The organism is Streptomyces sp. URMC 127, from assembly GCF_051386535.1.
In the GTDB taxonomy this organism is placed as follows: Bacteria; Actinomycetota; Actinomycetes; order Streptomycetales; family Streptomycetaceae; genus Streptomyces.
Map to the genome: position 1 here is coordinate 1 of NZ_JBPQTW010000215.1, position 11,590 is coordinate 11,590.

Consider the following 11,590-nt stretch of genomic DNA (forward strand, 5'->3'; position numbering starts at 1 on the left):
AGACAGCCCCCCGGCCGAGCCCCGCACCCTCACCATCAAGTCCCTCGGCGTGAACGCCCCCGTCGAGGCCAGGGGCCTGAACCCGGCGGGCGCCGTCGACCCGCCCCCGTACGCCCGGGCCGGCGCCGTCGGCTGGTACCACCGCGGGCCCCGGCCCGGCGCGCCCGGCGCCGCCGTCCTCGTCGGCCACGTCGACACCGACGACGCGCCCGCCGTCTTCTACGACCTCGGCAGCCTCAAACCCGGCGACACCGTCGCCGTCGGCCGCGCGGACGGCACCACCGCCGAGTTCACCGTCGAAGACGTCTCCGTCTTCACCAGGGAACGCTTCGACGCCGCCCGGGCCTACGGGCCGCGCGACGTCAAGCGCGCCGAACTGCGCCTGATCACCTGCGCCGGCGACTTCGACCGCACCCGGCGCGCCTACAGCGCGAACGTCGTCGTGTCCGCCTACCTGACCGGGCCGGACGGCCCGGCCGGAACCGCACGGAGATGACCGCATGGGTGCTCCGACCGAGCGAATCAACTCCCTGTCATCCACAGATCACACACGGTCGGGCTCCCGGGTGTGCCAGCATTGCAGGGACCGGTCATGTCCCGTGGGGGCGTGGGGACACCCCTACAGGAATGCACCCGAGGGGGAATGGATGTACGGCAGTCACACCGGCCGTGCCCGCAGGGCGCGCGCGGCTCTGAGCTCCGCCGGGGCCGCCGTCGGAGCGCTGATGCTGCTCGCCGGCTGTTCCTCCCCCTCCTCCTCCGCGACCTCCCCCAAGGAAGCCCCGCCGCCGCAGGCCCCCGCCCAGCAGCCCAAGGCGCGCGTGCCCTTCTGGGTCAACCCCGAGTCCACCGCGGCCAAGCGGGCCTCCGAGCTCCGCCGGGGCGGCCGCAGCGGCCAGGCCCAGCTCCTCAGCAAGATCGCGGCACAGCCCGTCGCCGAATGGATCGGCCCCGACGACCCCGAGGGGCAGACCCGGGGCTTCACCGAGGCCGCCGCCAGGGCCGACCGCATCGCCCTCCTCGTGCTCTACAACATCCCGCACCGCGACTGCGGCCAGTATTCGCAGGGCGGCGCCTCCGACGGAAACGCCTACCGGGGCTGGCTGGACGGCGCCGTCCGCGGCATCGGCAACCGCGGCGCGACGGTCATCCTGGAGCCCGACGCCGTGCCCCACGTCTCGGACGGCTGCACGCCCCACCAGTACCACGAGGAGCGGTTCGCGCTCCTGAAGGAGGCCGTGGGCCGCCTGAAGGCCCTCCCGCACACCAAGGTCTACATCGACGCGGGCAACCCCAGCTGGGTCAACCCGCCCGACCGCATGGCGGACCCGCTGCGCCGGGCCGGCATCGACCAGGCCGACGGCTTCGCGCTGAACGTCTCCAACTTCCAGACCACCAAGGCCAACAAGGACTACGGACACCGGCTGTCCGGCCTGCTGGGCGGCAAGCACTTCGTCATCGACACCAGCCGCAACGGCAACGGCCCGCTGAATGCCCCCGACCACGAGAAGGCCTGGTGCAACCCCCGCGGCCGCGCCCTCGGCACCCCGCCCACCACCCGCACCGGCGACTCCAAGGTCGATGCGTATCTGTGGGTGAAGCGCCCGGGCGAGTCCGACGGCACGTGCAAGGGCGGCCCGGGCGCAGGCAAGTGGTGGGAGACCTACGCCCTGGACCTCGCGCGCAACGCGCACTGACGCACTGACCACGGGGCCCGGGCGCGCGGCGCCACCGGCAGGCGCTGATCCGTCGTCAATCCTCCGTCAGTCCTTCGTCGCCAGGGGCACCTTCACCCACACCGCCGGTGAGGGCACGCCCCGCGTGTCGACGGCATGGAGCATGTACCACCCCGGGGGGACCAGCGACGGGTCCTTCGGCAGGGTGACCGTGATCCCGTCCGCCGACCGTTTGAACTCCAGGGCGACAGAGCGCTGTTCCACGTTCGTCACGTGCGTGAACGAGCCCGGTCTGATGAGGCGCACCTTGGCGATGTCCTCCGGGCGTTCCGTCCCGTACGTGGCAGAGCCGCCCAGCGCGACCGTCCGCGGAGCGGTGTCCTTCAGCTCCGGCCGACCCTTCTGGTAGAGGTACGGCGGGGTGTAGAGGTCGATCTGCTGCTGGAAGACGCCCGGCTTGGTGTTGGCCTTGTCGCCGAAGAGCGAGTCGGAGCCGAAGGTCATCACGCGGCCGTCGGGCAGCAGCAGCGCCCCGGAGTGGTAGTTGCGGCCGACCAGCGGATCGGCGACGGGGCGCAGGCTGTTCTCCGCGGGGTCGTAGATCTCGGCCTTGAGGACGTTGGAGTCGCTGCGGCCGCGGTAGTCGCCGGAGCCGTTGGTGGTGAGCACCGTGTCGTCCGGGAGGATGACGCTGCTGGGATAGCGGGCCTTGGCGTAGAGGTCGGGGCCGTCCCGGAAGCGCGGCCGGTCGTCGTGCAGGTCCACCAGGCGGGTCCTGGCGGTGGACTTCTTGTCCTCGCCGACCCCGCCGCCGCCGAGGACCATGTACCGCTGGTCCTGGGCGGGGGGCAGCAGGACGGACATCGAGGTCTCCAGGACGTCCGGGTCGCTCATGCCGGGCACTTCGGTGAACTCGTTGCTCGTGAGGTCCCACAGGCCGGGCACGCGGCCCTTGTCCGCCGGGCCGTAGCCCGCGTTGGAGCCGGTGTAGAAGATCCGGCCCTTGTCGGTGAGGAAGAGGGCGGGATAGGTCGGGAAGAAGCGCTCCTGGGGCAGGTAGGACCACTTCTTGGTCTTCGGGTCGTAGATCTCGTTCTTCCCCGGGACGACCTGGCCGATCTCGTCGAGGCCGGAGACCGACAGGACCCTGCCGTCCTGCAGGGTGGTCAGGGTCGGATACCAGCGGGCCTCGTTCATCGGGTCGACGGTCACATAGCGCTCGGCGACCGGGTCGAACTCGAAGGAGTCCTTGATGCCCTGGAAATCCTTCTTGTCGAAGGAGAGTTTGTTGGCGATGCCGTAGATGTTCTGGGCGTCCTTGCCGGAGAGGCCCTCGACCCGGTAGTTGTCGGTGAGGCCGGTCTCGAATTCGTGGCCCTTGTGCAGCGCCTCCACGTAGACGCGGGCGGTGGAGACCGTGACGGTGACCTTACGGGTCTCCTTGTTCTGCTCCTTCTTGGCGCGGGGGACGAGGACGGCGTCCTTCGACTCGAAGGTCTTGCCGTTCTTGCGGCCGGTGAAGCGGGTGCCCGCGGGCAGCGTCATGGGTTTGTCGGGGTCCTCGTTGTGGACCACCATGAGGCCGCCGGCCTTGGTGACGTCGCCCTCCAGCTTCTCGTACCGCTGCGTGCCGCCGGCCACCAGGAGGCGGCCGTCGGGCAGTTGGGTGTGGCCGGAGCAGAAGAGGTCCTTCGGGGTGGGGATGTCCTTGAAGGAGTTCTCCACCGGATCCCACAGGACCGTGCGGAAGGACTTCGCCCGGAAATTACGGGCGTTGTTGCCGGAGCCGGCGACGAGGAGCACCTTCCCCGTGTGCAGCAGGGCCGCGTGGATCGTATTGATCCGGTACCGCTCGGGGACGTCGACCACCGTCCAGTGGCCGTTCCGCTTCTTGTACTCCGGCTGGTTGATCTTGTAGTCGTAGTACTGGTGGGAGGCGTAGCCCCAGATGGCCGGCCCGTTCATGCCCGCCAGGGCGAGCACCACCGCCGATCCCACCGCGAAGCGGCGGGTGCGGCGGCTGATGAGGAGGCGCCGGGGGTTCATCGGGCGGCCTCCACGGCTCGCTTGGCGCGCCGCGTCGTCCACCACCACGCGGCGATCGGGGCGACGGTGATCGCGAGGGCGAGCGTCGCCCACGTGCGCATCGCGACGTGCGTGTGGCCGAGGAGGAAGGAGGCCACCAGCGAGCCGCCGAAGACCGCCAGGAAGAACAGGTGGATGCGGAAGGTCCCGAAGAGGGTGTCGGGGCTGGCGGAATCTCCCTTGGGAGTGACCACGAAACGGCTCTTGCGGCGCAGCACGGCATCCATCAGCGAGCGGGCGTAGACCGGGGCGGAGAGCGCGGACATCACCATGCCGGCCAGCCCGCCCGAGCCCTCGGGCTCATGCGGCGAGACATTGTGCCGGCGGTTCCAGATGTAGAGCCCGATCTGCAGCGCGGCGGCATCGCTGTAGAGCATCATCCAGACCTCGGAATTGATCTGGATTCCGGAGGCGCCGAGCCCGAGGAAGAGGGCGCAGCTGAGCGCGCCGAGCATCCAGTTGAGTGCGGTCATCGGATAATAGATGACCAGCAGGCTGTAATTGAGGAATTTCCCCGGGGAGAGCGACCAGGGCCCTTTCCAGTACTGCTTGAGGATGGTCTCGTAGGTGCCCCGGGACCAGCGCAGCTGCTGGGTGAAGAAGTCCGTCCAGGCATTGGGGCCCTCGCCGACCGCGAGAACGTCCGGGGTGTAGACCGAGCGCCACTTCCGGCCGGTCGCCGGATTGCGGTGGCGGTGCAGTTCGAAGCCGGTGGCCATGTCCTCCGTGATGGAGTCGTAGAGGCCGCCGATTCCCTTCAGCGCACTGATGCGGACGGCATTGTTGGTGCCGACGAACATGGGGGCGCCGTAGCGGTTTCCGGCGCGTTGGATCAGGGCGTGGAAAAGGAACTGCTGGCTTTCTGCGGCCTTGGTCACGGCCGCATCGTAGTTCCCGTAGACCTGAGGACCAACGACAAACGCGATATCGGGGTCGCGGAAGTACCCGAGCATGCGTTCCAGGAAGTTGGGCAGCGGGACGTGGTCGGTGTCGACCGAGGCGAAGAAGTCGTACGCGTCGCCGTGGGCGTCGAGCCAGGAGTTGTAGTTCCCGTGCTTGGTCTTGGCGCGGAAAGGGCCCTTCGGGCGATTCCACTTCTCGACGCCCTTGCGGGAGAAGTGGCGCACGCCCAGCCGCCGGCAGACGGCCTTGACGGCGGGGTCGTCGCCCTCGTCGAGCAGCCAGACGTCGAGCGGGCCGCGGTGGCGGAGCCGGACCGCCGCCTCCAGCGTGCGCGTGACCATCTCCAGCGGTTCTTTGCCGGGCACGAAGGAGGTGAGGAAGGCGACCTTGGTGCCGGTCTCGGGCACCACCGGGACGGGATCGCGCGCGACGAGGGTGGCGTGGGCGTTCGAGGTGACGTTCATCGTGCGGAAGAGCTCGATGAGGCCGATCGACACCAGCATCACCGCGTCCAGCACCCGCATCAGCGGGGTGGCGTTGTCGCGCTGCGTCCAGTGGGCGGGCTGCATCAGCCAGATCAGCAGGGCGATCGAGACGACGGGAGCGGCGCCGAGGAGGGCCGCGCCCAGGACGCGGTGCGTCTCCTCGGCCAGGAGGCTGCGGTAGCGCACGCGGTACGGGCGGTCGGGGTCGGGCTGGGTGAGCGGGCCGGCCAGGCGGCTGTAGTGCTCGTAGTCGAACCGGGGCCGGGCTCTCGGTGGGCGCGAGGGCGGTGGCGTCGGTCCGTTACGCCCTGGTTGCTGCGGGATCGTTCCCTGGCGGACGGACGTGCGCGGCCCGGCCGCCGCCGTCTGGTCGTGGATCTGCCGCCGGGCGTCGGCAGGAGTGGACGTCATCTGTCATTTCCCCCCGCACGCATGCTGACTGCGTGTGTCAGATCGCGGGTCTCATCCGGCCCCCCACGGCCGCACGGACCCCAAGAGCACCGGCCCCCCCGGCGCCACCCAACTCAACTCAATGGTCACTCATTGACGTTGGGTCATCGCTGTCCGTTCAGGATCTCGGACGCCGGGTCATGATCGCAAGGGTGAAACAAGGTGTTTACCGGGCAAAGTGGTGCGACCTGCTGTGATGAGTCATGCCATTGACCGGAAAATGACTCAAGGCTCCTCACCGATGGTGAGGAGCCTTGAGACTCGCGTGCGCCGCCAGGGACTCGAACCCCGGACCCGCTGATTAAGAGTCAGCTGCTCTAACCAACTGAGCTAGCGGCGCCTGCTGACAGAGATAAATATACCTGGTCCGGAGGGGTGCTCCCGACCACCCCCGCCCCAGGGGCCGCATGGCCCCCGCCCGGACCCCCTAGAGGGCCATCGACAGCATCAGCGGGGCGGCCCGCCGGTTCAGCGACTCGGCGGCCTGCCGCAGCCGGTGCGCGTGGGTCAGGGGCAGGGAGAGGGCGACGCAGCCCACCGAGCTCCCCGCGGTGACCGGGACGGCGGCGCAGACCGTGCCCAGGGCGTACTCCTGCAGATCCAGCACGGGCACGCTCGCGGGCTGCCGGTCGAGCGCGTTGAGCAGCACCTTCTCGCTGGTGATCGTCCGCGAGGTGAGCCGGGCGGCCCGGTGGCGCGAGAGGTGGTCGCGGCGGTCGTCGTGGTCGAGCTGGGTGAGGAGGCACTTGCCGATCGCGCTGGCGTGGGCGGCGGAGCGGAAGTCGACCCACTCGTTGACCCGGGGCATGTGCGGGGCGTCCGCGTACTGGGTGATCCGGACCTCGCCGTCGATGTAGCGGCTGAGGTAGACGGCGGCGCCCAGCGAGTCGCGCAGCTCGGACAGCGACTGCTGGAGCTTGTGGCGCAGGGCGGCGCTGCGGTCGCCGCCGGAGCCGAGCAGGGCCAGGGCGTCGCCCGTGACGTAGCCGCCGTCGCCGGTCCGCTGGACGTACTCCTCGCGGTGCAGCATCGGCAGCAGGCGCGCGAGGTGCGAGGCGGGCAGGCCGGTCTCGCGGGCGATCTGCGCCTCGGTGACCCCGCCGGAATACCGGGCGACGGCCTCCAGCACCCGCAGGGCGTACTGGACCGAATGGAACGGCGCGGTCGGGTCGGGCTTGAGCGCCACGGGCTCCCCCTACGGGCTTCCGGCGAGTCTCCCGCCGACCACGATAACCGCGAAACGCATGGCAGGAAGAGGGTGTTGGCAGTACGGCATATGCCGTTGCCATGACGGCCGGGCGGACGGCAAGGCGGGGGCCGCCCCCCGCTCGCGGCCGGGGCCGGGCCGGAGCCGGGCCGGGGAGCCGGGAATAACCGGAGAGGGTCTCCGGCTGCAGCGGAGCGGGAACCGGAAGAGATCAGGAACCGATCAGCACCTGATCACGAACAGATCAGACAGATCAGACCGACTAGATCAGACCGACCAGGAAGAGGAAGGCGGACCACCGTGCCCGACGCGCAGGACGACTTCATCCGGGGGCAGGCCCTGGGCAGCGCCCCCGTACCCCTGTCCGTACTGGACCTGGCGACCGTCGGCGCGGGCCGCACCGCCGGGCAGGCCCTCGCCACCACCGTCGAGCTCGCCCGCCTGGCCGAGCGCCGCGGCTACCACCGCTTCTGGGTCGCCGAGCACCACTCGATGCCCGGCATCGCCAGCTCCTCTCCGGCCGTCCTCCTCGCCCACCTCGCCGCTCACACCGACCGCATCCGCCTCGGCTCCGGCGGCGTGATGCTGCCCAACCACGCGCCGCTGGTGATAGCCGAGCAGTTCGGCACGCTGGAGGCGCTCGCGCCCGGCCGCGTGGACCTGGGCCTCGGGCGCGCCCCCGGCACGGACGGGGCGACGGCGGCCGCGCTGCGCCGCACGGACCGGCTCGCCGAGGGCGCGGACGAATTCCCGCAGCAGCTCGCCGAGCTGGTCCGCTTCCTGGACGACGACTTCCCCGACGGCCACCGCTACGCCGGGATCCACGCCGTGCCCGGACCGGTCCAGGGCCGGGTTCCCGGCGGCGTGCAGCGCGCGGACCGGCCCTCGGTGTGGCTGCTCGGCTCCTCCGGCTTCAGCGCGCGGCTCGCCGGGGCGCTGGGCCTGCCGTTCTCCTTCGCGCACCACTTCTCCTCCGGCAACACGGTCGCGGCGCTTGAGCTGTACCGGCAGTGCTTCCGGCCGTCCGGCGTGCTGGACCGCCCGTACGCCAAGATCGGCGTGCAGGCCTTCGCCGCGGAGGACCCGGCCGAGGCCCGGCGTCAGCTGCTCACCGGCGCGCTGTCGATGCTGCGGTTGCGCAAGGGGCGGCCCGGGCTGGTGCCGACGCCGGAGGAGGCCGAGTCGTACGACTACAGCCCGGCGGAGCGGGAGTTCGTGGAGGACCGGCTGGCGTCCGCGGTGCACGGGACCCCCGAGACGGTCAAGGAAGGCCTGAACCGCCTGGTGAAGGCGACCGGTGTCGACGAGCTGATGATCACGGCGAGCGTGCACGGCGCGGACGCGCGCCTGCGGAGCTACGAACTGATCGCGGACGTGTACGGGCTGAGCTAGCGGTCCGGCGGGGCCCGGCCGGCCCGGTGCGGCCGGGCACTTCGGGGTCTACGGCCGCACCCCCGCCGTCAGCAGGGAGGAGATCGAGTCCGCCGGCACGGGCCGGGAGTAGAACCACCCCTGACCCGTGTCGCAGCCGATCCGCCCCAGCCGCTCCGCCTGCTCCGCGCTCTCCACGCACTCCGCCGTCACCGTGATCCCCAGCCGGTGCGCGAGCTGGACGAGCGCCTCGACGATCGTCTCGTCCGCCGGGTTCGGCGGTTCCCCGGCGCGGAAGCCGCGTACGAAGGAGCCGTCGAGCTTGAGCGTGGAGACCGGCAGGCGGCTGAGGTAGGCGAGGTTGGAGTAGCCCGTGCCGAAGTCGTCGATGGCGATGGCCACGCCCATGTCGCTGAGCTGGCGCAGCTGCTGCAGGGGCCGGCCGGCCGAGCCCATCACGGCCGACTCGGTGAGCTCCAGCTGCAGCAGCCGCGGCGGCAGCCCCGTCTCGGCGAGGATGGCCGCCACGTCGGAGACCAGGTCGGAGTCCCACACCTGCCGCACCGCGACGTTGACGCTGACGACGATCGGCTCCGCGGGGTGTTCGAGCTGCCAGCGCCTGGCCTGGCGGCAGGCCGCCCCCAGCACCCAGCGGCCGAGGGGGACGATGGCGCCGGTCTCCTCGGCGAGGCCGATGAACCGATTCGGCGGGAGCACCCCGAACTGCGGGTGCCGCCAGCGGACCAGCGCTTCCACGCCGCGCACGACCCCGTCGACCAGGCCCACCAGCGGCTGGTACTGGAGCACGAACTCGCCCCGCTCGACCGCGGGCCGCAGCGTGCTGGAGAGGGCCTGACGGGTCATCCGGTGGGCGTTGCGCTCGGGGTCGAAGAGCGTCCAGCGGGCCTTGCCGTCGGCCTTCGCCCAGTACAGCGTCGTGTCGGCGGCCTGCATCAGCTCCGTGGCGTGGGTGCCGGCCGCGGGGCGCTCCACGACGCCGATGCTCGCGGAGACCGACAGCCGCTGGCCGGCCACCTCGAACGGCCGCTGCAGCCGGTCCTGTACGCAGGCGGCGAGCTCCACGAGCTGCTCGGTGCCCGCCGACTCCTCGACCAGCAGCGCGAACTCGTCGCCGCCGAGGCGGGCGACGAGGTGGCCGCCGGGCGCGGCGCACTCGCTCAGCCGGCGGGCGACCGCCCCCAGCAGTCTGTCGCCCGCCCGGTGGCCGAGGGTGTCGTTGATCGCCTTGAAGCCGTCGAGGTCCAGGTAGCAGACGCCGATCCGGCCGGTGCCGCCGTCCGCGGCGGAGGCCGTGGCGAGCGCGGTGGTCAGCCGCTCGAAGAACAGGCTGCGGTTGGGCAGCCGGGTGACCGGGTCGTGCATCCGCAGGTGACGCAGCCGGGCCCGCAGGTCGCGCCGGTCGCTGATGTCGGCGACGGACAGGAGGGTGTCGCAGCTGTCGGGCAGCGGCGTGACGATCACCTCGGCCCACACGCCCTGCCCCCCGGTGTGCTTCAGCCGCCGGGTGCAGTGCAGGCGCTCGCGGCGGCCGAGCAGCACTTCGCGGTACGCGCTCCAGGTGCGCGAGTCCTCGCGCAGGCCGGTGAACTCGGCGGCCGGGGCGTCGGCGAGCCGGGCCGGATCGGTGCCCAGCAGCGCCCCGAGCGCGTGGTTGGCGGTACGCACCAGGCCGTCGCGGCCCACCACGGCCATGGCGAGCTGCGCGGCATTGAACGCGGCACGAAAATCACTGGATTCATTACGTTGCGTGACGACTGTAGGCGTAGGGCCGGGCGCGCCGCCCTGGCCATCGAGGGTTCCGCTCACCGCTCGCTCCCGCATGGCATTCGTTCCGCACTGGCTTCGTATGGGTCTCATGGATCTCGTACGCGTGTCCGAACAGGCGGCGGGAGGCCGTCCGCCCGGGGTATCCGTGCTGGAAATGTGGCGATCATAGAGCTCGCGAGAGGACCGTTCCAGCGGCCCTCACGGGCGAGGCCGGGCCGCCGACCCCGGGTTGTCCACTTCTGCACGACCGTGCGCGCTCGTGCTTGAGCCTGCAGTGCCACACCCTCTCAATTGACCATCAGTGACTGAGTGTGATGTACCCAGAAGTCGGCCTAGTCACTCGACCGGAGCAGCGGAATAGGGCATAACACCACAAATCCACTGAGGGTGGATGAGGTGTCCCGAATCCGTCCCGGGAGGTCGACGTGGTGCGTCCGCAGACACCCATGGGAGTGGACCGGCCGCGGCCGCTGCGCCGCGTCGGGGCCGTCCTCACCGTCCTGTGCGCGATCGCGGCGACCACGCTCGTCGCCATCCCGGCGCAGGCCGTGGGGCCCGGCGGGCCCTGTGCGCTCCCGCGCAGCCAGGCCCACCACTCCGAAGGGCTCGACAGCTGGAACCCCGCCTATCCACGGCCCGTGGGCCGGCTGAACGCCGTCATGATCTTCCTGTCCTTCCCGGACTCCCGCCCGTCCGTGGCCCCGGACAAGCTCGCGGCCGACCACTTCCCCGCCACCTCCCGCTTCTTCGAGCGGGCCTCCTACGGACGGTTCTCCCTGCACGCCCACCCGGTGAAGCGGTGGTTCCGGATGCCCCGGTCCGCCACCTCGTACCGGATACAGCGCGACTGGGACGGCGACCGGCGCTCCGACTACCTGCGCGACGCCGTCGCCGCCGCCGACCCCGGCGTGGACTTCAGCCGCTACGACCTCGTCTACCTCGTCGCCGACCCCGACGCCCCCGGCGTCGACTCGGACGCGACCAAGGTCGTCAACCTCGACCGGCCGCTGCAGGCCGACGGCACGCCGCTGCGCCGCATCGTGACCGTCTTCGAGCACCACCCGCCCGACCGCAACGTCCTCGCCCACGAGACCGGGCACGTCCTGGACCTGCCCGACCTCTACCACCGGCCCACCGACGGCAAGGGCGACTGGGACACGCACGTCGGCGACTGGGACCTCATGGGCAGCCAGTTCGGGCTCGCCTCCGATCCCTTCGCCTGGCACAAGTGGAAGCTGGGCTGGCTCGCCCCGGCGCAGGTCGCCTGCGCCCGCGGCCCCAGCCGCGCCCTCTACACCCTCCAGCCGCTGGAGACGCCGATGCAGCCGGGCGGCGACAACCGCACCCGCCTGATCGTCATCCGCACGGGCACCACGACCGCCCTCGCCGTCGAGGCGCGCTCCGCCTTCGGCAACGACAGCGGCGCCTGCACGGAGGGCGTCCTCGTCTACCGCGTGCACAGCGACACCGCCTCGGGCAGCGGGCCGGTGCAGGTCCTCGACGGGCACCCGGGCCACCAGGCCTGCTGGGGCGAGTCCGTCTACCCGCCGCTGGCCGATGCGCCGCTGGGGGTGGGGGAGTCGCTCCGCTCGGAGGTGGACGGGGTGCGGGTGACCGTACGGGGG

The 11,590-nt window shown here is 71.3% G+C and carries 8 protein-coding genes and 1 tRNA gene; 4 read left to right on the top strand and 5 right to left on the bottom strand.

Going from position 1 to position 11,590, the window contains the following annotated elements; genetic code table 11:
* Together ACSNOH_RS29010 and ACSNOH_RS29015 are read left to right on the top strand one after the other, a co-directional pair.
* On the top strand, positions 1-496 hold a 496-nt coding region (locus ACSNOH_RS29010; RefSeq protein WP_436724409.1), incomplete at its 5' end, for a class F sortase.
* A gap of 151 nt (positions 497-647) precedes the next feature.
* Positions 648-1,697 (top strand): glycoside hydrolase family 6 protein, encoded by a 1,050-nt coding sequence (locus ACSNOH_RS29015; RefSeq protein WP_436724410.1) that lies wholly within the window; start codon positions 648-650, stop codon positions 1,695-1,697.
* Between the two features lie 66 nt (positions 1,698-1,763).
* On the opposite strand, the gene ACSNOH_RS29020 is transcribed toward ACSNOH_RS29015, so the two are convergent.
* The 4 genes from ACSNOH_RS29020 to ACSNOH_RS29035 all read right to left on the bottom strand — a co-directional run bounded on the left by ACSNOH_RS29020 (position 1,764) and on the right by ACSNOH_RS29035 (position 6,785).
* A complete protein-coding gene (locus tag ACSNOH_RS29020; protein WP_436724411.1) occupies positions 1,764-3,722 on the bottom strand; it encodes a galactose oxidase-like domain-containing protein in 1,959 nt (652 codons plus the stop codon).
* Complete coding sequence (locus ACSNOH_RS29025; RefSeq protein WP_436724412.1) at positions 3,719-5,560, bottom strand: glycosyltransferase family 2 protein; 1,842 nt, start codon at positions 5,558-5,560, stop codon at positions 3,719-3,721. Before ACSNOH_RS29025 ends, ACSNOH_RS29020 begins: the two co-directional genes overlap by 4 nt.
* Before the next feature lie 305 nt (positions 5,561-5,865).
* Positions 5,866-5,939 (bottom strand) — tRNA-Lys (locus ACSNOH_RS29030).
* A gap of 87 nt (positions 5,940-6,026) precedes the next feature.
* On the bottom strand, positions 6,027-6,785 hold the full coding sequence (locus ACSNOH_RS29035; protein ID WP_436724413.1) for an IclR family transcriptional regulator: 759 nt from the start codon (positions 6,783-6,785) through the stop codon (positions 6,027-6,029).
* A 321-nt stretch (positions 6,786-7,106) separates the two neighbouring features.
* Between ACSNOH_RS29035 and ACSNOH_RS29040 the strand changes: the two genes are divergently transcribed.
* Positions 7,107-8,198, top strand: coding sequence for an LLM class flavin-dependent oxidoreductase (locus tag ACSNOH_RS29040; protein WP_436724414.1), 1,092 nt, complete (start codon positions 7,107-7,109; stop codon positions 8,196-8,198).
* Positions 8,199-8,246: 48 nt separating this feature from the next.
* Here ACSNOH_RS29040 and ACSNOH_RS29045 read toward each other — a convergent pair whose 3' ends face one another.
* On the bottom strand, positions 8,247-10,019 hold the full coding sequence (locus ACSNOH_RS29045) for a putative bifunctional diguanylate cyclase/phosphodiesterase (RefSeq protein ID WP_436724415.1): 1,773 nt from the start codon (positions 10,017-10,019) through the stop codon (positions 8,247-8,249).
* A 371-nt stretch (positions 10,020-10,390) separates the two neighbouring features.
* Here ACSNOH_RS29045 and ACSNOH_RS29050 point away from each other — a divergent pair.
* Positions 10,391-11,590: M6 family metalloprotease domain-containing protein (locus ACSNOH_RS29050; RefSeq protein WP_436724416.1), on the top strand; the 1,200-nt coding region annotated here is incomplete at its 3' end.

Coding starts and splice junctions, on each gene's coding strand:
- ACSNOH_RS29045 (WP_436724415.1), bottom strand. CDS start 10,019: ATGCGGGAGCGAGCGGTGAGCGGAACCCTCGATGGCCAGGGCGGCGCG.
- ACSNOH_RS29025 (WP_436724412.1), bottom strand. CDS start 5,560: ATGACGTCCACTCCTGCCGACGCCCGGCGGCAGATCCACGACCAGACG.
- ACSNOH_RS29020 (WP_436724411.1), bottom strand. CDS start 3,722: ATGAACCCCCGGCGCCTCCTCATCAGCCGCCGCACCCGCCGCTTCGCG.
- ACSNOH_RS29015 (WP_436724410.1), top strand. CDS start 648: ATGTACGGCAGTCACACCGGCCGTGCCCGCAGGGCGCGCGCGGCTCTG.